This is a genomic window from Hymenobacter sp. FMD4, assembly GCF_058932745.1.
Window position 1 is genome coordinate 421997 of sequence record NZ_JBZYWH010000001.1, and the last position, 24623, is coordinate 446619.

At 55.7% G+C, this 24623-nt stretch carries 26 protein-coding genes, 4 tRNA genes and 1 riboswitch; of the genes, 8 read left to right on the forward strand and 22 right to left on the reverse strand.

What is annotated here, in order from left to right:
* Positions 1–301 precede the first annotated feature (301 nt).
* The 12 genes from rplL to AC5FXY_RS01890 form a co-directional block, all read right to left on the reverse strand.
* The gene (gene rplL, locus AC5FXY_RS01835; RefSeq protein ID WP_493554918.1) at positions 302–682 is read right to left on the reverse strand and encodes a 50S ribosomal protein L7/L12; all 381 of its coding nucleotides are present in this window, start codon (positions 680–682) and stop codon (positions 302–304) included.
* 60 nt (positions 683–742) lie between these two features.
* Entirely contained in the window at positions 743–1297 is a 555-nt protein-coding gene (gene rplJ / locus AC5FXY_RS01840; protein WP_493554919.1) for a 50S ribosomal protein L10, read from the reverse strand.
* A 12-nt stretch (positions 1298–1309) separates the two neighbouring features.
* A complete protein-coding gene (gene rplA / locus AC5FXY_RS01845) occupies positions 1310–2008 on the reverse strand; it encodes a 50S ribosomal protein L1 (RefSeq protein ID WP_493554920.1) in 699 nt (232 codons plus the stop codon).
* A 12-nt stretch (positions 2009–2020) separates the two neighbouring features.
* Complete coding sequence (rplK, locus tag AC5FXY_RS01850; protein WP_078013211.1) at positions 2021–2464, reverse strand: 50S ribosomal protein L11; 444 nt, start codon at positions 2462–2464, stop codon at positions 2021–2023.
* 113 nt (positions 2465–2577) lie between these two features.
* Positions 2578–3138 (reverse strand): transcription termination/antitermination protein NusG, encoded by a 561-nt coding sequence (nusG, locus tag AC5FXY_RS01855; RefSeq protein ID WP_493554921.1) that lies wholly within the window; start codon positions 3136–3138, stop codon positions 2578–2580.
* A 24-nt stretch (positions 3139–3162) separates the two neighbouring features.
* Positions 3163–3357 carry a preprotein translocase subunit SecE gene (gene secE, locus AC5FXY_RS01860; protein ID WP_493554922.1) on the reverse strand — a complete coding sequence of 65 codons (195 nt, stop codon included), beginning with the start codon at positions 3355–3357 and terminating at the stop codon, positions 3163–3165.
* Between the two features lie 69 nt (positions 3358–3426).
* Positions 3427–3497: transfer RNA gene (locus AC5FXY_RS01865), tRNA-Trp, on the reverse strand.
* Positions 3498–3614: 117 nt separating this feature from the next.
* The gene (gene tuf, locus AC5FXY_RS01870; RefSeq protein ID WP_493554923.1) at positions 3615–4802 is read right to left on the reverse strand and encodes an elongation factor Tu; all 1188 of its coding nucleotides are present in this window, start codon (positions 4800–4802) and stop codon (positions 3615–3617) included.
* Between the two features lie 162 nt (positions 4803–4964).
* Positions 4965–5039: transfer RNA gene (locus AC5FXY_RS01875), tRNA-Thr, on the reverse strand.
* 35 nt (positions 5040–5074) lie between these two features.
* Positions 5075–5147: transfer RNA gene (locus tag AC5FXY_RS01880), tRNA-Gly, on the reverse strand.
* A gap of 27 nt (positions 5148–5174) precedes the next feature.
* Positions 5175–5257: transfer RNA gene (locus AC5FXY_RS01885), tRNA-Tyr, on the reverse strand.
* Positions 5258–5434: 177 nt separating this feature from the next.
* Complete coding sequence (locus AC5FXY_RS01890; RefSeq protein WP_493554924.1) at positions 5435–7801, reverse strand: M1 family aminopeptidase; 2367 nt, start codon at positions 7799–7801, stop codon at positions 5435–5437.
* 320 nt (positions 7802–8121) lie between these two features.
* Here AC5FXY_RS01890 and AC5FXY_RS01895 point away from each other — a divergent pair, with 320 nt between their 5' ends.
* The 3 genes from AC5FXY_RS01895 to frr all read left to right on the forward strand — a co-directional run bounded on the left by AC5FXY_RS01895 (position 8122) and on the right by frr (position 10121).
* Positions 8122–8622: an acyl-CoA carboxylase biotin carboxyl carrier protein subunit gene (locus tag AC5FXY_RS01895; RefSeq protein ID WP_493554925.1), complete on the forward strand. Its 501-nt coding sequence runs from the start codon at positions 8122–8124 to the stop codon at positions 8620–8622.
* A 59-nt stretch (positions 8623–8681) separates the two neighbouring features.
* Positions 8682–9476 (forward strand): UMP kinase, encoded by a 795-nt coding sequence (pyrH, locus tag AC5FXY_RS01900; RefSeq protein ID WP_493554926.1) that lies wholly within the window; start codon positions 8682–8684, stop codon positions 9474–9476.
* Positions 9477–9557: 81 nt separating this feature from the next.
* A complete protein-coding gene (frr, locus tag AC5FXY_RS01905) occupies positions 9558–10121 on the forward strand; it encodes a ribosome recycling factor (protein ID WP_493554927.1) in 564 nt (187 codons plus the stop codon).
* Between the two features lie 78 nt (positions 10122–10199).
* On the opposite strand, the gene nadD is transcribed toward frr, so the two are convergent.
* The 7 genes from nadD to AC5FXY_RS01940 form a co-directional block, all read right to left on the reverse strand.
* Positions 10200–10784 carry a nicotinate (nicotinamide) nucleotide adenylyltransferase gene (nadD, locus tag AC5FXY_RS01910; RefSeq protein WP_493554928.1) on the reverse strand — a complete coding sequence of 195 codons (585 nt, stop codon included), beginning with the start codon at positions 10782–10784 and terminating at the stop codon, positions 10200–10202.
* A complete protein-coding gene (gene gmk / locus AC5FXY_RS01915; protein ID WP_493554929.1) occupies positions 10784–11368 on the reverse strand; it encodes a guanylate kinase in 585 nt (194 codons plus the stop codon). The genes nadD and gmk overlap by 1 nt, the downstream gene beginning before the upstream one ends.
* A 9-nt stretch (positions 11369–11377) precedes the next feature.
* On the reverse strand, positions 11378–11668 hold the full coding sequence (locus AC5FXY_RS01920) for a hypothetical protein (protein ID WP_493554930.1): 291 nt from the start codon (positions 11666–11668) through the stop codon (positions 11378–11380).
* Between the two features lie 50 nt (positions 11669–11718).
* Positions 11719–12369: a sigma-70 family RNA polymerase sigma factor gene (locus tag AC5FXY_RS01925; RefSeq protein WP_493554931.1), complete on the reverse strand. Its 651-nt coding sequence runs from the start codon at positions 12367–12369 to the stop codon at positions 11719–11721.
* A gap of 67 nt (positions 12370–12436) precedes the next feature.
* Positions 12437–13711, reverse strand: a complete 1275-nt coding sequence (locus AC5FXY_RS01930) for an O-antigen ligase family protein (RefSeq protein WP_493554932.1) — start codon at positions 13709–13711, stop codon at positions 12437–12439.
* 34 nt (positions 13712–13745) lie between these two features.
* Positions 13746–14780, reverse strand: a complete 1035-nt coding sequence (locus AC5FXY_RS01935; RefSeq protein WP_493554933.1) for a glycosyltransferase family 9 protein — start codon at positions 14778–14780, stop codon at positions 13746–13748.
* On the reverse strand, positions 14777–15544 hold the full coding sequence (locus AC5FXY_RS01940) for a glycosyltransferase family 2 protein (protein WP_493554934.1): 768 nt from the start codon (positions 15542–15544) through the stop codon (positions 14777–14779). Before AC5FXY_RS01940 ends, AC5FXY_RS01935 begins: the two co-directional genes overlap by 4 nt.
* A 107-nt stretch (positions 15545–15651) precedes the next feature.
* Between AC5FXY_RS01940 and AC5FXY_RS01945 the strand changes: the two genes are divergently transcribed.
* Positions 15652–16170, forward strand: coding sequence for a hypothetical protein (locus tag AC5FXY_RS01945; protein ID WP_493554935.1), 519 nt, complete (start codon positions 15652–15654; stop codon positions 16168–16170).
* 61 nt (positions 16171–16231) lie between these two features.
* On the opposite strand, the gene ahcY is transcribed toward AC5FXY_RS01945, so the two are convergent.
* Positions 16232–17545: an adenosylhomocysteinase gene (gene ahcY / locus AC5FXY_RS01950; RefSeq protein ID WP_493554936.1), complete on the reverse strand. Its 1314-nt coding sequence runs from the start codon at positions 17543–17545 to the stop codon at positions 16232–16234.
* Between the two features lie 119 nt (positions 17546–17664).
* Complete coding sequence (locus AC5FXY_RS01955) at positions 17665–18417, reverse strand: DUF4397 domain-containing protein (RefSeq protein ID WP_493554937.1); 753 nt, start codon at positions 18415–18417, stop codon at positions 17665–17667.
* A gap of 124 nt (positions 18418–18541) precedes the next feature.
* Here AC5FXY_RS01955 and AC5FXY_RS01960 point away from each other — a divergent pair, with 124 nt between their 5' ends.
* A complete protein-coding gene (locus AC5FXY_RS01960) occupies positions 18542–19159 on the forward strand; it encodes a hypothetical protein (RefSeq protein WP_493554938.1) in 618 nt (205 codons plus the stop codon).
* Positions 19160–19174: 15 nt separating this feature from the next.
* On the forward strand, positions 19175–20434 hold the full coding sequence (locus AC5FXY_RS01965; RefSeq protein WP_493554939.1) for a class I SAM-dependent methyltransferase: 1260 nt from the start codon (positions 19175–19177) through the stop codon (positions 20432–20434).
* A 45-nt stretch (positions 20435–20479) separates the two neighbouring features.
* Here AC5FXY_RS01965 and AC5FXY_RS01970 read toward each other — a convergent pair whose 3' ends face one another.
* The gene (locus AC5FXY_RS01970) at positions 20480–21079 is read right to left on the reverse strand and encodes a DNA-3-methyladenine glycosylase (protein WP_493554940.1); all 600 of its coding nucleotides are present in this window, start codon (positions 21077–21079) and stop codon (positions 20480–20482) included.
* Positions 21080–21207: 128 nt separating this feature from the next.
* Positions 21208–21429: riboswitch (cobalamin riboswitch) on the forward strand.
* A 157-nt stretch (positions 21430–21586) separates the two neighbouring features.
* Between AC5FXY_RS01970 and AC5FXY_RS01975 the strand changes: the two genes are divergently transcribed.
* Both AC5FXY_RS01975 and AC5FXY_RS01980 read left to right on the forward strand, forming a co-directional pair.
* On the forward strand, positions 21587–23533 hold the full coding sequence (locus AC5FXY_RS01975; RefSeq protein ID WP_493554941.1) for a TonB-dependent receptor: 1947 nt from the start codon (positions 21587–21589) through the stop codon (positions 23531–23533).
* A gap of 24 nt (positions 23534–23557) precedes the next feature.
* A partial coding sequence (locus AC5FXY_RS01980) for a DUF5074 domain-containing protein (RefSeq protein WP_493554942.1) occupies positions 23558–24623 on the forward strand: 1066 nt, incomplete at its 3' end.

Sequence of the window (24623 nt, forward strand, 5' to 3'; positions counted from 1 at the left end):
CCATGCCAGTAGCGCGAGCCAACCACTCACACATCGAAGAACAACCCTAAGGGCAACAAAAACGTTCTTCAATGCCATAAGCTATGGTGGATTCGCGCTACTGTTTCGCCGCAAAAGCCCCAAAGGGGGCTGAAAACGGCATTTAACAAAGTTTGCAGGCTACAAACAGGAAAAGACCTGACTTAGTTGCCAGGTCTAATCCATGCTTGTCGGACTGGAAAACAGGTGCGGCAAATGGAATAAACCGTAATCTGTTTCTGCTTGATCAGTCCGGTTGAAGCAGGTGGGGTGAAAGAGGTAATTACTTAACCTCTACTTCAGCACCAGCTTCTTCCAGTTGCTTGCGCAGGCCTTCAGCCTCGTCCTTAGCAACACCCTCTTTCAGGGGCTTCGGAGCGCCGTCAACCAGTTCTTTGGCTTCCTTCAGGCCTAGGCCGGTCAGGTCTTTCACCAGCTTCACTACAGCCAGTTTCTGAGCGCCAGCCGACTTCAGGATTACGTCGAACGAAGTCTTCTCTTCGGGAGCGTCAGCAGCAGCAGCAGCGCCACCACCAGCCATCATCACCGGAGCAGCAGCTGCCGGCTCGATGCCGTACTCGTCCTTCAGGATGGTAGCCAGCTCGTTAACTTCTTTAACGGTCAGGCTAACTAGCTGCTCTGCAAATGCTTTCAGATCTGCCATTTTGCAAAAAATTTGGGGTGTTGTTGAAAACGATGAATTGAGAGAGAAAGAGAGCAGCGGTTAGCCTGCGGCCTCTTCTTTTTCCGAGAGGGTTTTGAGAATACCAGCGAGTTTGTTGCCGCCGCTCTGCAGAGCACCGATAACGTTCTTGGCGGGCGACTGGAGCAGACCGATGATTTCACCGATGAGTTCCTGCTTGCCTTTGATGGTGCTCAGCGTCTCAAGCTGGTTAGCACCCACGTACACGTCGCTGTCGAGGTAAGCACCTTTGAACACCGGCTTGGGCTCAACGTTCTTACCGTAGTTTTGCGACTTGTAAAAGTCTTTCAACAGCTTAGCCGGAGCCGAGCCCGATTCCCGCGAGAATAGGATGCCCGACTGGCCTTTCAGCGCTGCGTCCATCGAAGAGGTATCACCCTCCAAACGGTCCAGCGCCTTCCGGATCAGCGTGTTTTTGTAGACCTTGTATTCCATCCCGCGGTTGTAGCACAGGCGACGGAATTCGTTGATCTTCGCCACCGACATGCCGGCGGCATCCGTGATGTAGAAGAAGCTGTATTCGCCGAATTTGCCGGCCAGCTCATCTACGAGGGCGTATTTTTCTTCCTTCGTCATGATCAGGCGTGATTACTTGGCGGAATTAACAGCGGTGTCAACCGGTACGCCGGGGCTCATCGTGCTCGAGAGCGTGATGCTCTTGATGTAAGTCCCTTTGGCCGACGAAGGCTTCAGACGTTGCAGGGTCTGAATCAGTTCGAAAGCGTTTTCGGCCAGCTTCTGCTCGTCGAACGACACTTTACCAACCGAGGTGTGAATGATGCCAGTCTTGTCAACTTTGAAGTCGATTTTACCAGCCTTCACTTCCTGCACAGCTTTAGCTACGTCCGTGGTTACGGTGCCTGACTTAGGGTTCGGCATCAGGCCACGGGGACCCAATACGCGGCCCAGACGACCTACCTTGGCCATAACGGCCGGCATCGTAATGATTACGTCGATGTCGGTCCAGCCTTTTTCAATCTTGGCGATGTAATCGTCAAGACCAACGAAGTCGGCACCGGCAGCCGTAGCCTCAGCTTCTTTGTCCGGGGTTACTAGAGCCAGCACACGAACGGTCTTACCCGTGCCGTGGGGCAAAGTAGCCACGCCGCGAACCATCTGGTCAGCTTTGCGGGGGTCAACACCCAGGCGTACGTCGATGTCTACCGAAGCGTCAAACTTGGTGAAGGTGATTTCCTTTACCACTTTGGCGGCGTCCTGTAGCGACCGTACTTCCGTCAGATCGAATTTAGCAAGGGCTTCCTTGCGCTTTTTGCTCACTTTTGCCATGGTCTTAGCCGATTACTTGGTGAGGGGGCTTTCGCCCGTAATGGTGAGGCCCATGCTGCGAGCGGTGCCAGCAACGAGTTTCATAGCCGACTCAATCTTGAAAGCGTTCAAGTCGGGCATTTTCGTCTCGGCAATTTGGCGGACTTGGTCCCAGGTCACCGAGCCAACCTTGTTACGATTCGGCTCTTTCGACCCGCTCTGAATCTTCGCTGCTTCCATGAGCAGGATCGGTGCAGGCGGCGTCTTGATGACAAAGTCAAACGACTTGTCAGTGTACATGGTGATGAGAACAGGTAACACTTGGCCGGCTTTATCCTGGGTGCGAGCGTTAAACTGCTTGCAAAACTCCATGATGTTCAAGCCCTTCGAACCAAGCGCAGGTCCAATCGGCGGGGCAGGGTTAGCCGCGCCTCCCTTTACCTGAAGCTTCAGGTAACCTCTGATTTCCTTGGCCATTTAGGTTGTTAGACTTCGGCGGTGGGTGGCTCCCAGCGCCGTTGTGAAAAATGCTCCTATGGAAGCGGCCACCAGTCCGGAGCGGACGACCAATGACCCAACTGTAACAGTTTCTAAACTTCTTTTTCGACCTGCGTGTAGCTCAGTTCCACTGGCTGGGCACGACCGAAAATCTTGACGATAACGTTCAGCTTCTTACGCTCCTCGAATACTTCATTCACAGTACCTGAGAAGCCATTGAACGGACCATCAATAACCTTTACCGTTTCGTTTACCACGAAAGGCACTTCCAGCGCCGCTGGCTGCTCCTCCGTTTCGTCCACGATGCCAAGGATGCGGTTTACTTCGCTCATGCGCAGTGGCACAGGCTTGGCGTTGGCAGTTTTGCCTTCTTTATCGCTTAGGAAACCCAGCACCCCAGGTGTAGTGGTGATGATGTGGTCAACTTCACCGTGCGACAGGTCAGCATGGATGAGGATATAACCGGGGAAGAAACTCCGCTCGCGCACGCGCTTCTTGCCGTTGCGCATCTCATACACCTTCTCGGCCGGAATCAGCACTTGGGGTACTAGTTCATCAAGGCCGTGACGGTGGATTTCCGTCTCGAGGTATTGCTTGGCTTTCTTTTCCTGGCCGCTTACCGAGCGAACCACATACCACTTCAGTTCTCCCATTTTACTTATGGCAATAGGTTAACCTTAGCGGAACGAGTTGTAGAAGGCTTTCAGCAACGTTTCGAAGCTGATGTCCATCACACCAACCACAATGGCAAACGCGATGGAGCCGATGAGCACCATACCGGCGCTTTTCTGCAGTTCGTCAAAAGAAGGCCAAGTTACCTTGTAGCGCATCTCCTCGACGGTATCGCGGAAGTATTTCGACAACTTATCCATGTTGGGTGGCCGGTTGGCGGTAAGGCAAAAGCGGCCGCTTCAGCAGCGGCCGACTTATGATTTAATTAGCACGGGCGGAGAGATTCGAACTCCCATCAAAGGTTTTGGAGACCTCTATTCTACCCTTGAACTACGCCCGTGTAAGCGCCGCGCAGAACCAAACGTTCTGAATCGGAGTGCAAATGTACTGAAGGTTACAGATAAAACAAATCCGCCCGCGAAATTTTCGCGGGCGGATCGTCTTGACCTTGCAGTAATTAGTCGAGAATTTCGGTTACCTGACCGGCACCTACCGTACGGCCACCCTCGCGGATAGCGAAACGGAGCCCTTTCTCCATGGCCACTGAGTTGATTAGCTCAACGGTGATGGTCACGTTGTCACCAGGCATTACCATTTCTACGCCTTCAGCCAGCGAAATGATACCCGTAACGTCGGTGGTGCGGAAGTAGAACTGCGGACGGTAGTTGTTGAAGAACGGCGTGTGACGGCCACCCTCTTCCTTCGACAGTACGTAAACTTCGGCCTTGAACTTTTTGTGGGGATTTACCGAACCGGGCTTGCAGATAACCATACCGCGACGGATGGCCTCTTTTTCAATACCACGGAGCAGCAGACCTACGTTGTCGCCAGCTTCGCCACGGTCGAGAATTTTGCGGAACATCTCTACACCGGTTACTACCGACTTGAGGTTTTCAGCACCCATACCGAGGATTTCAACCGGCTCACCGGAGTTGATTACGCCACGCTCGATACGACCGGTAGCAACGGTGCCACGACCCGTAATCGAGAACACGTCTTCAACCGGCATCAGGAACGGCTGGTCGGTCAAGCGGGGAGGAATCGGAATGAACGAGTCAACAGCGTCCATCAGGGCTTCAATGGTACCAACCCACTTGGCATCGCCGTTCAGACCGCCGAGGGCCGAACCTTGAATAACCGGGATGTTGTCACCGTCAAAGTCGTAGAACGACAGCAGCTCGCGGATTTCCATCTCAACGAGTTCGAGCAGCTCGGGGTCGTCTACCATGTCCACTTTGTTCATGAACACAACCAGCTGCGGTACACCTACCTGGCGAGCCAGCAGGATGTGCTCACGAGTCTGGGGCATCGGGCCGTCGGTGGCAGCTACCACGAGGATAGCACCGTCCATCTGAGCGGCACCAGTTACCATGTTCTTCACATAGTCAGCGTGACCAGGGCAGTCAACGTGAGCGTAGTGACGGTTAGCGGTAGCGTACTCTACGTGAGCAGTGTTGATGGTGATACCGCGCTCTTTTTCCTCCGGAGCGTTGTCGATCGAAGAGAAGTCACGCTTAGCGGCCAGACCTTTGTTAGCCAGCACGGTCGTGATGGCAGCGGTCAGAGTCGTTTTGCCGTGGTCCACGTGACCGATCGTGCCGATGTTTACGTGCGGCTTGGACCGGTCAAAAGTTTCTTTAGCCATTGTAAAGAGATTGGGAAGAAATTTTTGAGGGAAAAGAGGGTGCTTAACGCGCTGCGGGTATACTGCAAGAAAGCGATACGCAGACTTCTCCCTAGGAAAAAACTGCACGTCGCTTGCCGCAGGCCAGACGGCGGCAGGCGCGCTGCCCCGTTAGGTTCACTCTGGAGCCGTTGCGGGGATTTGAACCCCGGACCTCTTCCTTACCAAGGAAGTGCTCTACCCCTGAGCTACAACGGCTGGTGTTTCTGCTACTGGCTCTTCAGCGGAAAAAGAGCGGGAGACGAGGTTCGAACCCGCGACCTGCAGCTTGGAAGGCTGCCGCTCTACCAACTGAGCTACTCCCGCGTATGAGCTATAGCAAGAAAAAAGAAGTGGGGGGAGAAGGATTCGAACCTTCGAAGTCGTAAGACAACGGATTTACAGTCCGTCCCATTTGGCCGCTCTGGAATCCCCCCTTAACATCAATGCTGGCCGTTTACCAACATTCTTTGCCCTTTCAATTCCGTGGCTGAAGCAGCTCGGTTGCTGATTGGAGACGCAAAATTAGATGCTTTCTGATGCAAGTCAAGCAGTCAGCCAAAATCATTGCTTATTTTTTTTCATAATCAAACCTAAAATATGGCTAAATGCCGCTACTGCAGCAGGTTATAGATGCCTACTAAACGCTCATCTTTTTCTTTGCTGCGAATATCTGCCAAAGTAGTTTTGAGCACGGGCATGTTTTCGGCTAGTGCCGACAAGCCTTTGTATGCGCCCAGGCGCACCTCATAACTTGGATTGGAGCGAGCCATGCTTTCCATTTTTTTGACGGCTTTCTCTCGCTCTACCGCCGGAATCCGGAGCATGTAGTTGCCAAAGTTTTGCAACAGTTGATAAAGAGTAGCAGCATCGGCATCATCTAATTGAGCCAAATACCATTGGTAATGGTCTAGTGTCCCGTTAAGAGAAAAGTAATTGGAAAGCGCCGAGACGATAGCAGCGTTTTTCTCGCTCTTGAGAGCTTCTATTGGCTGCTGTGCGGTAAGGGTTGGCGACTTGGTCAGGGCGTTAATGGCGGCTCCCAATACTAAATAGGAGCTGTCATTCAATGCACGGGTATAAACGTTGCCGAAGTCTTCGTTTTGGAAAGTAGTCAGTGTAGTTAAGCTGGAGGCCCGAACGCGACTATCCTTATCGGTTGTAGCTACACGTTCCAGTTCTTTGCGGACAGCACCGCCCTCCGGCCCACGATACCGACGCAGGGCCTCTACTGCGGCTACGCGTACGCCCCAGAACGGGTCATTCAGGGCGTTGCGCATCATTCCACTTACTGCTAGGTCCCCTACCTTGCTACGTAGCTGATCAATAGCTTGGTGCTTCGAGAGAAAATTGCGGGCGTGGTAATATTGGTAGAGCCATTCTTCGGTGGTTTTTTCTTCCGTCAGCTCAGCCAAAAGCATCTTCTCGGAATCGAATTGCACAAGGCTGGGCCGTTGATTAACTGGCAGTTGGAAGGTCTGATTCGCTTTAGTGATGATAATGCGATGATCAGTCGGCTGGTTATTAATCCAAGTAGTAACCGTGACAGGAAGACGATATATGGGCTGATAAGTTGTATCCTGTTTTTGCACGACACGCAAGCTCACTTTACCATCGGCGTAAGAATGAGCTACTGCTACTTCGGGATGACCGCGCTGCATAAACCATTGATCGAAGAACCACATCAGATCTTCGCCGGTAGTTTCCTCAAAGGCCATGCGTAGCTCGGCCACCTCGACAGCCGAAAATTTATGTTTGGTGAGGTAACGGTTAAGAGCAACAAAGAAAGCATCATCGCCGACGTAGCTGCGCAGCATGTGCAGAATACGGCCGCCCTTCTCGTAAGAGTGGCGGTCAAACATGTCTTCTTTGTCGGCGTAGCGGTAGCGGATTAGCGGCTCTCGTTTGGAGCGGGCTTCCTCTATGTACAAGTTCAGCTGCCGCTGGCCAAGCAGATCGGCGGCTTCTTTGCCGTATTTAAACTCCGTCCAGAGGTATTCTGAATAATCGGCAAATGCCTCGTTCAACGGAAGATTCGACCACGATTCTGCGGTGACGTAGTCACCAAACCACTGGTGAAACAGTTCGTGGGCAATAACCTCATCGTCGTTGCCATCGATCAGTTGCCGACGTGTTTTTTGCACAAACTCGCCGAACAAACTGGCCGAGGTATTCTCCATGGCGCCGGAAACGTAGTCGCGTACGGCTACCTGGGCATACTTTTCCCAAGGAAACTCTACGCCTAGCTTTTTGGAGAAGAATTCCATCATCTGCGGAGTGCGTCCGAAAATGGCTTTAGCCACCGCGGCGTACTGCGGCTCGACATAGTAGTCAACAGCCTTATTGTGCCACGTATCATTGACGACGGCAAAATCCCCTACGGCCAGCATGGTCAGGTAGGGAGCGTGGGGCAGGCTTTGCTTCCACGTGTCGGTACGGGTTCCGTCGCTGTTCTTCTTTGACGACACAAGCAAGCCATTGGAAAGCGTTTTGAATTGCTGTTCCACGGTCAGACTGACCTCCTGCGTCATGCGCTGATTAGGTCGGTCGATGGTTGGAAACCAGCAAGAGCTGGCTTCTGTCTCGCCCTGAGTCCAAATTTGACGCGGCTTGTTTTTATCCGTTCCCAAGGGGTTGATAAAGTACAAGCCTTTATCAGAAGTAATAGCAGCACTACCACCGCTGGCTAGCTCGTTGGGCTTGGCGATGTATTGGATGCGAACCTGGTAAGGCTCGGTGCGGCTGTAAGCTTTGTCCAACGTAATAGCTAGGCGCCGTTTGTCGTACTGGAAGTTCAATGCCTTCTCCTTCGAACCGGCCACGAGTTTGACGCTCTTAACGTCAAAGCCCTTAGCATCCAGCACCAACTGCGTCTGGGGATAGAAGTGCGGCTTTACGGTTACGATAGCCGTGCCCAGCACCCATTGCTTGCTCCAATCAAACCGAACGTCCAGTTTGGTGTCGACCAAATCATGCAACATGGTAGCGGCCGGCTGAATCGGGTTTTCCGGCGGCAACCAGTTGGGTATTATCAATATAGATTTCGGCGAAGCCGGAGAGTTGCTTGGCGTCTCTACAACTGCTGGTTTACGTGCGGGAGTCTTCTTGGGGCTCCCAGGCTTGGCCGATTGCCCTAGCAAACTGATGGGCAACGCAATAGCCAACACAAGAGCACCGAGTGCCGAATATTTCATTAGGCAGGAATTGGGGTAATCTGGGGGTTGAAGTTCCGAAATAATTTCAGATTACGCCTATCTTTAAGCCCTTTTCCGCTGCACTTCCACTCACCATACCCACCCGCATGCTACAAGTCCGAGCTGGCTCCGAACAATCCTGGAATGTTGATTTTAAAGCTCATGAAATCACCGTTGACGGTACTTCGTTCGAGTGGGACCTGATTGACTTGGGAGACGGCCGTTATCATTTGCTTTGGCAAGGACGCTCTTACTCCGCAGAGGTACTAGAGGTAGACTCGACCAACAAGACGGTGCAGCTAAAGCTTAATGGCCAGCGCTTTGAACTGCAGGCTAAGGACCGTTTTGATCTTCTGTTGGAAAAGCTTGGTATGAACCAAGCCGCCAGCAACAAGGTCAATGAAATCAAAGCTCCTATGCCAGGCCTGATCGTTGATATTCGGGTGACGCCGGGCCAAGCAGTGCAAAAAGGCGACGCGCTGTTGGTGCTAGAGGCGATGAAGATGGAGAATATCATCAAAGCCCCCGGCGACGGCGTGGTAAGTGCCGTAAAAGTGGGCATGCGCGACAACGTGAACAAAGGCCAAGTGCTGGTGCAGTTTGCCTAGCGTATGTATTGGCTGAAGCGCTAAATGCCAGACTTAGACATCAACCTAACTTTAGACCGTTGAAATACAACCGAATTCTGCTGAAGCTGAGCGGCGAGGCCCTGATGGGCCGGCAACAGTATGGCATTGACGCAGAGCGCCTGATGCAATATGCCGAGGAGATTCGCGCCGTGGCCCAAACGGGCGTGCAGGTAGCCGTAGTTATCGGCGGTGGCAACATTTTCCGCGGCGTGCAAGCCGAAGCCTTTGGCCTCGACCGCGTGCAAGGCGACTATATGGGCATGTTAGCAACGGTCATCAACTCGATGGCCCTGCAGAGCGCCTTGGAGAAACTGGGTATCCCGACGCGTTTGTTGTCGGGTGTCACTATTCAGCGCGTGTGCGAGCCATACATCCGCCGCCGGGCACTACGACACTTGGAAAAAGGCCGCGTGGTTATCTTCGGCGCCGGCATTGGTTCCCCATATTTCACGACCGACTCGGCTGCCTCGCTGCGCGCCATTGAGGTAGAGGCCGATGTGGTATTGAAGGGCACCCGCGTGGATGGCATCTATACCGCCGACCCGGAGAAGGACCCAACGGCCACGCGCTACCCTCAGATTACGTTCGATGAGGTGATGAACAAGAACCTGAACGTGATGGACATGACGGCTTTCACCCTTTGCAAAGAGAATAATTTGCCCATCATTGTGTTCGATATGAACAAGCAGGGCAATCTGCAAAGGCTGGTGAATGGCGAAGAGGTGGGCACACTCGTGACCATGAGTATCAACTCTAAGCAAGTCGACGACACTCAGGGCTCCCTTCAATCCGATTTGAAGCGCGCTACACCAACCACCGCCGAACAAGCCTAAAGGAACTGCTTGCAGTTGAGCTTTAGCTCCGTGCTGGCTACTCCATTTACCCTTTAACTTTCAACACTCAACCTTTCTAAAGTGGACGAAGAAATCCAGTTGTATCTGAGCGACGCAGAGGAATCGATGACCAAGGCCCTGCAGCACACCGGTACGGAACTAAGCCGCATCCGGGCTGGAAAAGCCACGCCGGCTATGTTGGACTCGTTGCGCGTAGACTACTACGGCACGCCAACCCCAGTTTCGCAGGTAGCCAACGTGTCGGCACCTGATGCCCGTTCGTTGGTCATCCGCCCCTGGGAGAAGAATATGCTGGGCGAAATTTCAAAAGCCATCAAAAACAGCGACTTGGGCCTGAACCCCATCATGGATGCTGATTCAGTACGCTTGAACCTGCCGCCCATGACGGAAGAGCGCCGCCGTGACCTGGTAAAGCAGGTAAAGAATGAATCCGAAGGCGGCAAAGTCCGTATTCGCGGCATTCGGAAGGAAGTAAACGAGTCGCTGCGGAAGCTGCTGAAGGAAGGTGCTTCCGAAGACGCTATCAAAGATGCTGAGGCTAAAGTGCAGAAGTACACCGACAGCTATATCGTGAAGATTGATGAGCTGATGAGCAAGAAGGAAGCAGAGATTATGACCATCTAAGCTTCGGCTCGACGCTAAACGCAAGAGGCCCCGGCTGCTAAAGTAGCCGGGGCCTCTTGCGTTTGAGAATGGATGTACTCAAGTAGTCCAATAGCTTTTGGCCTCTATAGCGCTCAGCACCACATCGGGTACTAAGTAGCGGATGGACTTGCCCGCCCTAATATTGGCGCGAATGAAGGTAGCTGAAATATCAAGCATTGGAGCTGATACGATGCGTATGCCGCTATGCACAGACTCTGGCAATGTTGTACCAGGCCGTGGGTACACGTACACTGCAAATTCAGCTAGGATCCTTTCTGCCGACTTCCATCGTGGCAGGCCTGGCAGGTTGTCGCCACCCATCAAAAGCACGAACTGCGTCGCCGGATAACAGCGACGCAGTTCATCTAGGGTATCGATGGTGTAGCTGGGACGTGGCAACGTGAATTCGATATCAAGTACACGCAGCTTGTCGTTGCCAGCAATAGCAAGCTCAACCAAGCGTAGACGCTCCTGCTCGGCAAGCAGTTCCTCCCCTACCTTAAATGGGCTTTGTGGCGATACTACCAGCCATACCGCATCCAGGTCGGTGTGGGTGGCCATGTGATTAGCCAGAATAAGGTGCCCGGTATGGATGGGATTGAAGGAGCCGAACAGCAGGCCCACGCGCTGCGGGCTACTCATCAGACAATTGCCGGCTCGGCCGTGATAAAGTCCCGCACAAGCTTTTCCGCTTGGTCGGTAGCATGATCGAGGTCGTCATTGACGATGACAGCATCGAAACGGTCTTCGAAGGTCAGCTCAAAATTTGCCTTATACAGTCGGGCAGAAATGCTGGAAGCCGAATCGGTGGCGCGGTTGCGCAGCCGCTGCTCCAGAATTTCCAGCGACGGCGGCTTTACGAAGATGCAAAGCGCCCGGTCCTTGTAGAAATCCTTCACGCTAAGACCGCCTTTCACGTCGATGTCCAGAATAGCGTGCTGGCCGCCTTCCCAGATGCGTTCGACTTCAGACTTAAGCGTTCCGTAGTAAGAGCCCTCGTAGACTTCTTCCCACTCCACGAACTCGTCGTGGCGGATTTTCTCCTGAAACTCCTGAACTGTAATAAAATAGTAGTCCTTGCCATTCTGCTCGGTGCGGCCGCGACGGTCGCGGGTACAGGCCGAGATAGAAAAGCTGAGCTCAGGAATGCGTTCCATGAGCCGATGGACAATGGTGGTTTTACCAGCGCCCGACGGCGCCGAGAAGGCAATAATTTTCCCCTGCATGGGGCAAAATTAGACCTTTTCGGACTGCACGCGCGCTAGAATGTTGTCGGAAAGACCTGCAGGTACCCCTTTACGGCCCACGTACTGGTTGAGGAAGTCAACGAAGAGGCGTTGCTTACCGATGCTGTCGAAGCAAGGAGAGCAATCTTCGGCATGGTTGACGAAGTATTCCTCGTCTTCCACGCTGGGCTCTTGGCCCACGATGAGTTGATCGAGAATGGTATTCACACGTTCACAGTCGGCGCCGGCAACAATGTTGGCAGCCGGGCCTGGTTGGTTGGGTGTAGACTTCGTGGCCATAACGGAAGGAGGTAATGTGGTGGAGAGAAAAGGTTGAAAATTAAAAGACGTTAATCTTCGTCGTCTTCGTACGCTTCGGCAACACTGTCTTCGTCAGAATCGTTGCCATAGCCCATTTTTTTTGCGTACCGATCTAGCTTGTCTTTGAGGAAATTACGGGCTCGGTGCAGCCTAGAGCGAACCGTACCGATGGGAATATCCAGCACTTTGGCCATTTCCTCGTAGGTGAATCCTTCCAGGTCACAAAGGATAATGACGGTGCGGAAATCCACCGGAAGCGAATTCAGCGCGCTGGCTACTTCATCGCCGATCAGGTCGCGGGTAGCTTGCTGGCGCAAATCGGGCGAAGTAGAGCCCGTATCGCCTTCGGCATCCACCTCCTCGGTGTTGTAGTAGCCTTCTATTTCGCTGTAATCGACCTTCGCCGGCTGCTTGCTTTTCTTCCGAAAATCGTTGATAAACGAATTTTTCAGGATCCGGAACAGCCACGCTTTGGCGTTGGTTCCCGGCTCAAAGTACTCGAAGAAGCGGTAGGCCTTCAGGTAAGTTTCCTGCACCAAGTCGTTGGCATCGTCTTCATCAAGGGTAAGGCGGAAGGCGAAATTGTACAGCGAATCCAGCACGGGCAGAAGCTCGGCTTGGAAGCGGCGGTCTTTTTCCTCCTTGCTCAGTTTAGGTACCCGTTCGGGAGTGTCGCTCATAAAAGGGAGAGGTTCGGGCAAGCACGCGGCGTTCGATGCCGCTAATAAATGTAACGAAAGGAAGGGCTTAGCGGGTTACGTTGATTGTTGATACCCGCCGTTCGCTAGCCACTACGAGAAAGCCATAGAGGAAGACGAATAAATTAAACCCAATCTGCAGTTCAAGCAGCGAGTCGGCCAAGGCCGCTGCGCCAAAAACGAGCAGGAAATACCTCACGTACGGATTGCGGCGCTGTCGAGGTTGCATAAAAGGAGCAATCAATACCCAAAGCCAAACTGCTAAGCCCACCACTCCTGCCCCTACCAAGTAGTGTAGGTATTGATTGTGAACCATTACTCGGTTTTCTTCTGTCAGGCCATAAGAGCGCCGAGTGTACTGCTCCATCATGGCTTGACGAACATCTGCCGGAGCTACGCCAAGCACTGGTTGGCGCCAGACAAGCTCCCCCGCATTCTGCCAAGCTGCCAAGCGTCGTGACAAGGAATAGTTGTTGATGTCATGGCCTAGTTCGAACTGCTCAAGATCATAAAGAGTCGTCCGGACCCGACCGTGTACAGCTTCCACGTATTGATAGGCACCAACGGCTAGTACAATACCCAGCAACATCAACCCAATACCCCACAAAGGGCGCCGAAACAACAGAAGCAGTGCCACTACTGCCAAGGCCGAATAAAAGGCCACGAGACCGGTGCGGTAGGCTAGTACATGCAAACAGCACACCGCAGCCCCTGCACTACTGAGCCAGAGCCAGCGCCCAACCTTGCCGATCTGGGGTTCTTGGCTGAATGGCACGGCAAAGAAGGCGGCTAGTGCCAGCATAATTCCGAAATGGATATGGAAGATACCCGTGACGGAGGGTAAATTTTGTCCGATACGGATCAACTCATGAGCCGCAGTTGGATTGAGGAAGTACTTCCCCAGGGTAAGCAAGCCAATGAGAGTGGTGCCACCGATAAATGCACCAGCCACCCAGCGGCGCTGCTTGGAGGACAGCGGCACTGCCAGGGTGAAAGCTAAAGGCACCCCAATGAGGGGCAGTTGGCGGAATACTTCGTGCCGCCAAACAGGCCAATCCTGAGTATACCACCACGACAGCGGGAACAGCAGGTAAAGCGCTGCCATTCGCAGCACCGCACCGTTGCGCAGCCACAACGGCACTTGGCGGCGGATATTCGGATTTAGTAAGGCAGCCACTACAGCGGCTACGGGAGCTAATGCGACAAAAGCACGAGCCGTAAGCAAAAGCCCAGCAACGCCACCCAGGCAGGCAATAAACAATAAGTACTGCGATAAGCGGCCGTCTTGGTACCAACGGCCTAAAAGCGCAAAACGGGGATCCAAGCGAAGGGGAGTAAGAGCAATGGTAAGCTTAAAGCTACGCCGTCGGCAGCGCTTCCCAAGCTTCGATGCGTAGCAGCACCTGCAGCGGCTCTACTGCTTGGATACAGGAGCAGCGCGAGGCGCCCTGCCGGCAGGTATTACAGTCGGGCTTTTCAAACACCAAAAACTCGGCCCGTGGCCCTACAGGTGCCCAACGCCCCGGGTGCATGGGGCGCATAGGCACATACAGCCCAAGAGCGTGCCGGCCAAGGGCTGCGGCTAAATGCACCGGCCCGGTGCTGGCGGCCACCAAACCATCGGTAAGGCTGATAAAGGCAATGAGTTGTTGCAGGTTAAGGCGGCCCGTCAGATCGGTAACAAAAGTGGCGTGTTCCTTTAGCCAAGGCAGGAGCTTCTCCCCTTCCGCCGCCGTGCCTGTAACAAACACGCGGTGCCGCTGAGCATGTAGCAACCGAGCCAACTGGCCGTAATAATCCAAGGGCCAGTCGCGGCCGCTGCCCCGGGAGCCTGGGTGCAGCACTACATTGCGCTGAGCCGGAGTGGCACGACGCAACATGGTCAGCAGTTCGTTGGGAACGTCGGCTCCGGTACTTACCAGCTTACCCAACCCAGCCAGCTCGCTCAAAGCAGGCACGGCAGTCAGGCCCAGGGGGCGGAGCAGTTCGCAATTAAGCTGGGCTTCGTGTAAGGGCGAATGCCGCCGGCTTAGGGAAACCAAGCGGTTACACGTCAGCCAGTGAAACCATCGGTTGCGGGTACCGACGCGTTGCGGAATGCCGGCTCGGCGGGCGACGGTAGCCAAGCGCCGATTAGGAAAAACGTGGAGCACGACGTCAGCCTTCAGGGCGCGCAAAACGGTGACTTGCTCGGTCAGCGGCTGGCTACGCAGCTCGTCATCATTCAGAAACTCATCAACGGCGGGACAGGCTTCGGCCACAGCCTGGGTGTAGCTGCGCCCGAGCAAGACTACCCGGCAGCCAGGAAACTGCTGCTTGAGCCAACCACACATGGGCAGCGTCAGCACTACGTCGCCAATGGCGTCGGTGCGGCTCACCAGAAAGGTTTTCATCGGCGGGCAGCTTGCTGATTTAGGACGCGCAGCTTGGCGTATTTGACAAACACGCTACAAGCCGACAGATACGCAATGCTCAGACCGGCAAAGCCATCGAGCAGCCCCAAACGGATAAAGTAAATGTGCACAAATTTCCATACCGGCTTAAGCCACAGCTGCCAGGTAGCAGCGCGCTTACCGCGAGCGGCCAGTTCTTCGGCCCCGATGCTGCTAAAGCGGTTGAACTGCGCCAAGTGCTGTTCAATGGAATCGTAAGAGTAGTGCAATAAGTCATGATGCAGCGGCTGCACCGGCTGCCCCGCCGCCACTTCAAAACGCTCGTGCAGCAGGTGGCCTTGCCAGCTGCCGAGGCGGCGGTCGTAAAGGCGCAGCTTGCGGTCAGGATACCAGCCGCCGTGGCGCACCCAGTGGCCGCAGTAGTTGGTGAGGCGCGGCAGGGTGTAACCGGCAGCCTGCCAGTTGGCTTTGATCTGCCGAATTTCGGTTCGCAGCTCTTCAGTTAGCACCTCGTCGGCGTCGAGTTGCAGTACGTGGTCGTAGCGCGCCTGGGCGGTGGCGAAGTTCTTCTGCTGCACGTAGCTCTCGAAAGGGTGATGCACCACGCGGGCGCCGTACTCCTGGCAAATGGCAGTGGTGCGGTCGGTGGAGCCGGAATCAACTATCACTACGTCGTCGGCTACATCGTCCAAGGCCTGTAGGCAGCGGGCAATGTTGGCCTCTTCGTTATAAGTAATGATGACGACGGAAAGCGTTACGGGCATAGCGGCCGTAAATATCGTGTATTGTGCTGCTGTGGTTGTAAACCTCGAACATCATATCCGCATCACAACAACAGGCATATATTTACGAATCACTTAACCCATCTTTTATGTATCTGCTTTGGTCTTGCGTGAACGTTGCGCTACTAATTCTTTTTCTATACGCTAGCTACATTGTCTTTAGAGCTTTACAACAGAAAGTTGGCTGGGCTACCGCCTCTATTTTTGCTATTGGCTTTGTAGCCACTACCTGCTCTAGTTCTCGCAGTAAATTTTCCGATTCACCTCAAAATCTCCTAGAAGCTGGCAAGGTATCGTTCAACGATACAAACATCTCATTGACATCAACGCAGGCCCTTGGTAGTAATATGAAATTGGATATTATGGGCAGCGGAATGCGTCAGGAAGGCAGCTTTGAGCCAAAGACCTTGCATGCCTCCGTAAGCGGGTTTACACTTGGTCATAATTGGCAACCCAGATATGCGAATATCATCCGACGGGGAAAGAACTTAGAGTATAATGTGCTGATGGAACATCAATGGAAGCTGCTGGGCTTAATGCTATGGTCCAGCACTGACTTCTATAATGGTCAGCTTTCAGAAGAAACGATTAAATTTTCGTCTGAGTAAAAAACCAAAAAGCCCCGCCTGAGAATCAGGCGGGGCTTTTTGTTAAAAATCTAAGCGTCTCTTAGTAGCGGTACAGATCCGACTTGAACGGGCCTTCCACCGGTACACCGATGTAGCGAGCCTGCTTGTCGTTCAGTTCGTCCAGCTCCACGCCGATTTTGGCAAGGTGCAGACGGGCTACCATTTCATCGAGGTGCTTGGGCAGGGTGTACACCTTGTTTTCGTAGCTGCCGTGGTTCTGCCAGAGCTCCAGTTGAGCCAGCGTCTGGTTGGTGAACGAGTTCGACATTACGAACGAGGGGTGACCCGTAGCGCAGCCCAGGTTTACCAGACGGCCTTCGGCGAGGATGATAACCTCTTTGCCCTCGATGGTGTACAGGTCCACTTGCGGCTTGATGGTGTCCTTTGTGTGGCCGTAGTTCTTGTTCAGCCACGCCATGTCGATTTCATCGTCGAAGTGACCGATGTTGCAGACGATGGCCTTATCCTTCAGCGCACGGAAATGCTCCTCGGTTACGATGTCGCAGTTGCCGGTGGTGGTAATGACAATGTCAGCCTCCTTGATGGCATTGGCCATCTTCTTCACCGCAAAGCCGTCCATAGCAGCCTGCAGCGCGCAGATCGGGTCGATTTCCGTCACGATTACGCGGGCACCGGCACCCTGCAGCGAGGCAGCGGTACCTTTTCCTACGTCACCGTAACCGGCTACCACGGCTACTTTACCGGCCATCATAACGTCGGTAGCGCGGCGGATAGCATCCACTGCCGACTCTTTGCAGCCGTACTTGTTGTCAAACTTCGACTTCGTTACCGAGTCGTTGATGTTGATAGCGGGCAGGGGCAGCTTGCCAGCCTTCATGCGCTCCACAAGGCGCAGTACGCCAGTAGTCGTCTCTTCCGAAATACCACGGATGCCGGATACCAGCTCGGGGAAGCGGTCCAGCACCATATTGGTGAGGTCGCCGCCGTCGTCGAGGATCATGTTCAGCGGCTGACGGTCTTCACCGAAGAACAGCGTCTGTTCTATGCACCAGTTGAACTCCTCTTCGTTCATGCCTTTCCAAGCATATACCGGTGTGCCAGCCGCGGCAATAGCAGCAGCAGCATGGTCCTGAGTAGAGAAGATGTTGCACGACGACCACGTCACTTCAGCGCCCAGCGCCTGCAACGTCTCAATCAGAACGGCCGTTTGGATAGTCATGTGCAGACAGCCGGCGATGCGGGCACCCTGCAGGGGCTTGCTGGCACCGTACTGAGCGCGCAGAGCCATCAGACCCGGCATTTCAGCCTCAGCCAAACGGATTTCCTTGCGGCCCCATTCGGCCAGCGAAATGTCTTTTACCTTGTAAGGAACGTAGGTCTTGGTCTCAACCATAATGTTGGAATTTTCGCAATCCAACTACAAAGGTAGCCAATTTGTTCGGCGTAAGCGAGCAAAGTAAAAGCCCGGACCAATGGCCCAGGCTTTTAAAAGGTCTGCGGTTGAATAATTCGCTAATTGTTCTGGATAATAACAGCCTGCGTTTGTTGAGCGGCGGGGACCCCCGATCCGCTAATTCCACGCACCACGATGGTGTAAATCTTACCAGCTTCGTAGGTTTTAGTACCGGTGCCGGTACCGGTGCCATCTCCTACACTGAGAATTTGGGCACGCGGCGCACCGCCCGTAATGCCTAAGTTGAGGGACCCGGCATTAAGTGCCACAAAGCTTGAAGCGGCACCAAATGCCACATCCTGGGTTACATCGGTGCCGGGGGCTCCGGGAATGGCTGAAGGCACAGTGAGCCGAACCGGCGAAGGTGCCCCTACTGCTAAATGCACTAGGCGTACTTTCACTTGGTTAGCAGCCGGCGCCGTCAAGTCATCAGATACAGTGAGCAGGGCGGCACTGCCGATAGTAGCTGTGGGGGAATATGCAAAAACCGAGTAATTCTGGTCCTTGGCCACGGTCAGCGCCTGGGACGAAACCACTTGGGTGCCGTTGTTGATGCGCAGGGTAGGCGAACCGGCGTTTACGTCCAAGTAATTACTGGTTTGTCCGTAATTGAGCTGACTCACTTGCTGGTCGTTCACAAAGGCCGTTACCTGGGTGTTGACTGCGGCAGCGGCGTGCGAAATAAGCACCCGGCCCCGGTCGGGTACAACAGGAGTAGTATCGTCGTCGTCGCTGCTGCAGCTAGCGAGAGCGGCCACTGGCAGAGCAGCATACAAAAGCAGGCGACTAAAACGTTTGAGCGGGTGGTTCATGTGAAGATGATTAAATAGACACTGGATGTGACGGGGTTGAGAACGTAACCGGCCGAAGTTTTGTTGACTTGGCATCACCCGGATATGTGATTTTATCTGGCTGATTGTCTATTATCTTTGTTGCATGCCCCCTCTCCAACCTACTGCCTTGGTGCGTAGCTACCGCCTATTTGCTTTGTCACTGCCGATGGCCTTGGGGCTGAGCACCGCTGCTCAGGCGCAAGAGGCAAAAGTGCCGGCCAACCATATTCGGCTGAGCCCTGAAGATGCGTCGCGCGGTTTGAATGGTCAGCAGAAAAATTTCTGGTTTACCATTGGCAACAGTCCGGATTTTAAGAGTGCGGGCTTCTTTGGCCAGCGGTTGCGCCCTTACGTAGCCGACGACGCCCAAGCGCTGGCCAGCCTCAACCGCTACCGCCGCCAAAAATGGCTGTTCCTAGGTGAGCGGCTGGCTTTTGTGGGCGCCGTGGGCCTTTATGGCCGCCAAATTCTGGTGGGCGAGACGCAACAGTATTTCAATAACAATCAGAAAGTGCTAATTGGCGCTGCCTTGGGCAGCCTGTTGGCAAACGCCCTGATTACGCGCCGGACCAACGAGCATTTTATGCGCTCGGTAGAGGCCCACAACGCCACCTTACCGGCGGCGCGCCGTATGGGACTAGAGCGCGCTAAGCCTGACCTACTGGGTGTGACGGCCCCCATGGGCCGGCCACAGCTGCTGGTGGGCTGGACGCTGCGCTAGTTCTGCTGTTTACTTTTGCGCTTTAAGCGCTTTATGGCTGTGATGGACTTTTCGCTGTCGGCGGCGGCTCGGCAATACGTAGCTGAGCACCTGCACGACGACCCCGCTACGCTGGCTTTGCAGGCCCGGCGTTATCCCGAGCTGCCTATACCTGAGTTGGTACGCCAGATTCAGGCCCGCCAAAAGGCGAAGGCCAAGTTACCGATGTGGGCGGCCAATCCCGACTTGGTGTTTCCGCCCGCTTTATCGGTGGAGCAGGCTTCCTCGGCGCGCACGGCAGCTTTCAAAGCTGATTTGGTGCGTGGCGCGCGCATAGCTGATCTGACCGGCGGCTTCGGTGTGGACACCAGCTTCTTTGCCCAGCAGGTGGAAGAAGTGCATTACGTGGAACGCAATCCGCAACTGGTGGAAGTAGTGCGCCACAACCTCGGGGTGCTCGGCGTTGAGAATGTGCAGTTGCATGTGGGGGATGCCGCGGCTTGGCTGCGCGAACAACCCGATGGGCACTTCGATTGGATTTACCTCGATCCGGCCCGCCGCGACACGGCTGACAAGAAAATATTTCGTCTGGCCGACTGTGAGCCGGACGTGCTGCGCCTGCTGCCATTGCTGCTGCGCAAGACCGAGCGCGTGCTGCTCAAAACGTCGCCCATGCTCGATATCGACTTGGCAGTGCAAGAACTCGGACGGGTGCGCCGCCTGTGGGTGGTGGCTGTGGACAACGAGTGCAAAGAGGTTCTGTACGAGTTGGGCCAAGAGGCGGCCGTGGACCCGGAGCGCCTCACCATAAACCTCATGCGGGATGGGCGTGAGCAGACCTTTCGCACCAACCGCACCCGCGAGAGTAAAGCGGTGCCCCGGTACGCGGAGCCGCAGGATTACATCTACGAGCCCAACGTAGCCGTGCTCAAAGCCGGCGGGTTTAAGAGCATCGGTACGAGCTACAATCTGCTGAAGCTGCACCAACACAGCCACCTCTACACCTCCAACACGCTGCGCGAGGATTTTCCCGGCCGGGTTTTCCACTGCCGCGCCTTGTGCCGCTACGACAAAAAAGAGCTCCTCGCCCACCTTGGTCCTGAGCAACGCGCCCACGTGACGGTGCGCAACTTTCCCGACTCCGTTGCGGAGTTTCGCTACCGCACGGGCATCCGGGAGGGTGGCACTACCTACCTTCTGGCCACTACCGATCTGCGGGGCCGACTGATAGTGTTGGTCTGCGACCGGCTTTATCACCAGCCCCACGTGGCGCCGGAACCCATCGTTGAAAACTAAACCAGCGGCCCCAACCCTCCCGGTTTGGGGCCGCTGGTTTATGGGTTATTTCGCCGGGCTCACCCACTTGCTGCCCATGATGCGAAACCGCCAAGGCAAAGCGGCATCGGTGCCGGCATAGTCTATTCCTACGCGGGGGCTGACCCGTACGGATTCGTCGGCTACGGCTTCGCCCCGGTCTTCCAGCCAGATAAGGTTGCCGGTGAGGTCGGTGCCGTAATGCGCGGTGCTGATGCCCAAGGCCTGAGTCAGCAAGCCCGGGCCGGCCGTGAGCTTGGAGGTAACGGAGCCTAAGCCGCGCCGCAGCTGCATCTCATCCAACCCTTCCGTTGGCTCCAGACCCCGAATCAGAACGGCATCGGCTTTACCAGATTCGTTGGTAATGATATTGAACAGCGTGTAGCGGCCGTAAATCAGGTAAGCGTACGCCACCCCGCCGGCTTCATACATCACGCTGGTTCGCTTGGTGAAACGGCCCAAGTGCGAGTGACAAGCCTGGTCGTTGACGTGGGCATACGCTTCGGTTTCGACGATGCGGCCGCCGGTAAGCACCCCATCAATGAGGGAGTACAAGTACTTGCCTAGTAAGTCACGGGCAATAGCCACCACATCGGGCTGCTGGTAGTAGGCGCGGGAGAGTTTCATGGCCTTGCTGTACGTAGCACCGCGTTCTGCTGGTGCGTGCACGCCAAGCAGGGTATTGCTCGGGCTTTGCCTTTCGGTCAGCATGGGATACGAGCGGCGCAATGCGGCGAATACGAAAAATCCGTGCTTATCTTTGCGTTTGCATAGGTGGCCAAACCCCGATTGGGGGGCGCGGCTGAAAAGGGAATGCCGTGCAAATCGGCGACTGTCCCCGCAACTGTGAGCTTCATTACCAGCGTCAGGCCTCTCTTCGCCACTGTTTCGATGACGGCTGCTTCGGCAGCCTGAGGAATGGGAAGGCCGCCGGGCGCGAAGCAAGTCAGGAGACCTGCCTATGCCATTTCAGTGTTCGGCGCCTGCGGAGGACGGGCGGAGAATGAATCGTTATTGGCCCCGGCTTGCCGCTGCGGGTCCTCTTGCCTGATTCTGCCTCGGCTTTGCGAGCAGCTGACCAGCTGATTGCAGGGTTCTGGACCGAAATTTTCGCTATCGAAAACTTTGGTTCGGATGTTCGCTTTTCTTCCTGAACAACTGCCGCGGCGGTTGTGGGTATCGGCCGCAATGCTAGCGGCGGGAACGATACCCGCATGGGCTCAGCGCCCCGATACGGCGCGGCATGTGCTGCCTTCGGTGCAAGTGCAGGGCTTGCGCCCGGCCCGTTACGCCGCCGGCAGCCACTTCACCTCGCTGGACTCCGCCGCGCTGGCGCCCTTTCAGGCCAGCACCGTCGCCGATGCGCTGTCGGCCCGCTCCCCTATCTACCTTAAAAATTACGGCCCGGGCCAATTGGCTTCCATTGCGCTACGCGGCACTTCGGCGCGGCATACGGCAGTGCTGTGGCACGGCTTCTCGTTGAATTTTCCGACGCTGGGCGAGGCTGATTTTTCCCTGTTACCGGTTTCGGCGGTGGGCCGCATCGATGTGCAGCACGGTCCGGCGGCAGCTTTGTACGGCACCGGGGCCATGGGCGGCGCCGTAGTGCTTGGCCCGGGCGAGCTGCCGCAAGGCACCCGCCTAAGCAGCTTAGTGGAAGTCGGCAGCTTTGGCACCCGCGCCCTCAATGTAGAGGGCAGCGTGCGCGACAAGCACGTAAGTGTGCGTACGGGCTTTATGCATCGCACGGCACAGAACGATTTTCAATACGAATCTCCGGAATTTGCGGGCACAGTACTTCGCCGTCAGGAAAATGCGGCCCTGCGTCAGACCAGCTTCGTGCAGGACCTGCGGGTGCGCCTCGGCCGCCGCGACGAGCTGCTGGGTGCCGTGTGGCTGACGGATGCCACGCGCCAAATTCAGCCGGCCATCGGCTCGGCCAATAACCACGCCCGCCAGTGGGACCAGAGCGCCCGCATGATGCTGGGCTACCGCCATCAGCATGCGCACGGCGAAACGGCCGTTCGGGTGGCCTCGTTTACCGACCTGATCGAATACCACAATGATAACCTGCGCACCAGCCATTCGCTGACGCACAACCGGCAGGCCCAAGCAGAGCATACCTGGCAGGCGGCACCCAACCTGAGTCTGCGGTTTGGGGGCGAGGCGCAGCAGTTTGTGGCCGACGTGGATGGCTACCGGGGCGCCGTCACCGAATGGCGCTTCGCTGGCTTCGGGCTGGTGCGCTACGACCCAAGCCCGCGCTTGCGGCTGACGCTGAACACGCGCCAAGCCTTGATTCCCGACAGACGCCCGCCCCTCGCTCCCACACTGGGCGCCGAGTGGCAGGCTTGGGGCAGCGGCCGACAACAGCTGTGGCTGAAAGGCAACGCCGCACGCAGTTACCGCGCCCCCACCCTCAACGAACGATACTGGCGCCCCGGCGGCAACCCAAATCTGCTCCCCGAAACGGGCTTTGGCTACGAAGCTGGCTTGCACTACGAAGGTTGGTGGACGGCCGACGGACAGCTGACGGCCGAGGCCGACCTAGCCGCCTATCATCTGCTGGTGGACGACTGGGTGCAATGGACACCTGACCCGGTCCAAGGCTACTGGAGCCCCCGCAACCTGCGCCAGGTACGCACGCAGGGGGTCGAGTTTAGCAGTCAGGTGCGCTGGCAACCGGGCGCCTACCGCCTGACGGCCCGGGGTAGCTACGCGTTTACGCACGCCCAGAAACGCCAGGGTTACACCATCGATGAAGACCCCGTGGGCCGCCAGCTGCCCTACGTGCCGCTGCATGCTGCCAACCTATCGGTGGATCAGCACTGGCAGGGCTGGACGCTGATTAGCAGCCTCACGCTGAACGGCCTGCGCTACACCGATGCTTCCGCAACGAGCTATTTGCCCAGCTATGCCTTAGTCAATGCCTCGGCGGGCTACACATTTCGACTAGCAGGCTGGCAGCTGACAGCGCTGGCACAGGGCTACAACCTGGTGAATACCACCTATCAGAATTACGCTTTCCGGGCTATGCCAGGGCGCTCCGTTGCCCTGAGCCTGCGAGTGGTTTGGCAATAACACATTCATTTTCTCTTCCTTTCAATGCAACACTTTTCGCTGCAAGCACGCCTACGTACGCTGGCGCTGCCCATTCTCGCTGGTTTGGCACTGGCCTCGTGCAACAACGATGACGATGATGTAACCACGACCCTGAAGCCCGATATTTTCGTGGTGAATCAAGGCCAGTTCGGTACGCCGAACGGCTCGGTAAGCGGGATTGAGCGCACGAGCCGGCAGTCGGAAAAAGACCCGTTTCAGCGCGTAAACAACCGTGCCCTCGGCGACGTGGTGCAGTCCATGACTGTAGCGGGCGAGCGGGGCTACATCGTGGTCAATAACAGCAACAAGGTAGAAGTGGTCCGACTCCCCGAGTTTGATGCGGTAGCTACCATCGGCGGGCGGGCACTGCCGCGCTACATAGCAGTAGCCGGCACCAAAGCGTATTTGACCGAGTGGGTAGCCTTCGGGCAAAGCGGCCGCGTGGCAGTTATTGACCTGGGCACCAACACCGTAACCAGCACTATCCCGGTGGGCAAACTGCCCGAGCAGCCGCTGGTGGCCAACGGGAAGCTGTTTGTACCTAACTCGGACGAAAACACGGTAACCGTTATTAATACTACCACGGACCAGGTAGAAACGACCCTGACTGTATCGGATGGGCCAAACTCGCTGGTGCAGGATGCCAGCGGCAACGTGTGGGTACTGTGCGGTGGTATTACGCGCTACAACTCGCAAGCGCCGTATAATGTAATCTCCAGCACCCCCGGCAAGCTGGTACGCCTGAACAACACCGCGCCGTACGCCAGTACCCGCATGCTTGACTTTGCCAGCGCGGGCGCTACCAACCTAGTAGCCTCGCCTAACCGTCAGCAACTGTACTACCGTTACGCTGGCGCCGTGCACCGCATTGAGGCTACGGCTACGGCCCTGCCGGCCACTCCGCTCATTCGTCGCCGCTTTAACGGCATCGGCATCGACCCGGTCGATGGCACGCTATATGGTGGCGTGGGCTCCTTCACTACCGATGGCCGCGCCGTGCACTACAGCCTCACCGGTGCTCCCATCGATTCGTTTAACGTCGGTATCGGTCCGAGCGGTTTTGCGTTCC

What these genes read in the sequence shown, in the direction of transcription:
- secE (WP_493554922.1), bottom strand. Translation starts at nt 3,357, where the DNA reads ATGGATAAGTTGTCGAAATACTTCCGCGATACCGTCGAGGAGATGCGC.
- rplJ (WP_493554919.1), bottom strand. Translation starts at nt 1,297, where the DNA reads ATGACGAAGGAAGAAAAATACGCCCTCGTAGATGAGCTGGCCGGCAAA.
- AC5FXY_RS01955 (WP_493554937.1), bottom strand. Translation starts at nt 18,417, where the DNA reads ATGAACCACCCGCTCAAACGTTTTAGTCGCCTGCTTTTGTATGCTGCT.
- rplA (WP_493554920.1), bottom strand. Translation starts at nt 2,008, where the DNA reads ATGGCAAAAGTGAGCAAAAAGCGCAAGGAAGCCCTTGCTAAATTCGAT.
- AC5FXY_RS01945 (WP_493554935.1), top strand. Translation starts at nt 15,652, where the DNA reads ATGTATCTGCTTTGGTCTTGCGTGAACGTTGCGCTACTAATTCTTTTT.
- ahcY (WP_493554936.1), bottom strand. Translation starts at nt 17,545, where the DNA reads ATGGTTGAGACCAAGACCTACGTTCCTTACAAGGTAAAAGACATTTCG.
- AC5FXY_RS01960 (WP_493554938.1), top strand. Translation starts at nt 18,542, where the DNA reads ATGCCCCCTCTCCAACCTACTGCCTTGGTGCGTAGCTACCGCCTATTT.
- AC5FXY_RS01890 (WP_493554924.1), bottom strand. Translation starts at nt 7,801, where the DNA reads ATGTTGCATGATTTGGTCGACACCAAACTGGACGTTCGGTTTGATTGG.
- nadD (WP_493554928.1), bottom strand. Translation starts at nt 10,784, where the DNA reads ATGAGTAGCCCGCAGCGCGTGGGCCTGCTGTTCGGCTCCTTCAATCCC.
- AC5FXY_RS01970 (WP_493554940.1), bottom strand. Translation starts at nt 21,079, where the DNA reads ATGAAACTCTCCCGCGCCTACTACCAGCAGCCCGATGTGGTGGCTATT.
- AC5FXY_RS01895 (WP_493554925.1), top strand. Translation starts at nt 8,122, where the DNA reads ATGCTACAAGTCCGAGCTGGCTCCGAACAATCCTGGAATGTTGATTTT.
- rplL (WP_493554918.1), bottom strand. Translation starts at nt 682, where the DNA reads ATGGCAGATCTGAAAGCATTTGCAGAGCAGCTAGTTAGCCTGACCGTT.
- AC5FXY_RS01935 (WP_493554933.1), bottom strand. Translation starts at nt 14,780, where the DNA reads ATGAAAACCTTTCTGGTGAGCCGCACCGACGCCATTGGCGACGTAGTG.
- AC5FXY_RS01975 (WP_493554941.1), top strand. Translation starts at nt 21,587, where the DNA reads ATGTTCGCTTTTCTTCCTGAACAACTGCCGCGGCGGTTGTGGGTATCG.
- tuf (WP_493554923.1), bottom strand. Translation starts at nt 4,802, where the DNA reads ATGGCTAAAGAAACTTTTGACCGGTCCAAGCCGCACGTAAACATCGGC.
- nusG (WP_493554921.1), bottom strand. Translation starts at nt 3,138, where the DNA reads ATGGGAGAACTGAAGTGGTATGTGGTTCGCTCGGTAAGCGGCCAGGAA.
- AC5FXY_RS01940 (WP_493554934.1), bottom strand. Translation starts at nt 15,544, where the DNA reads ATGCCCGTAACGCTTTCCGTCGTCATCATTACTTATAACGAAGAGGCC.
- AC5FXY_RS01920 (WP_493554930.1), bottom strand. Translation starts at nt 11,668, where the DNA reads ATGGCCACGAAGTCTACACCCAACCAACCAGGCCCGGCTGCCAACATT.
- gmk (WP_493554929.1), bottom strand. Translation starts at nt 11,368, where the DNA reads ATGCAGGGGAAAATTATTGCCTTCTCGGCGCCGTCGGGCGCTGGTAAA.
- rplK (WP_078013211.1), bottom strand. Translation starts at nt 2,464, where the DNA reads ATGGCCAAGGAAATCAGAGGTTACCTGAAGCTTCAGGTAAAGGGAGGC.
- AC5FXY_RS01925 (WP_493554931.1), bottom strand. Translation starts at nt 12,369, where the DNA reads ATGAGCGACACTCCCGAACGGGTACCTAAACTGAGCAAGGAGGAAAAA.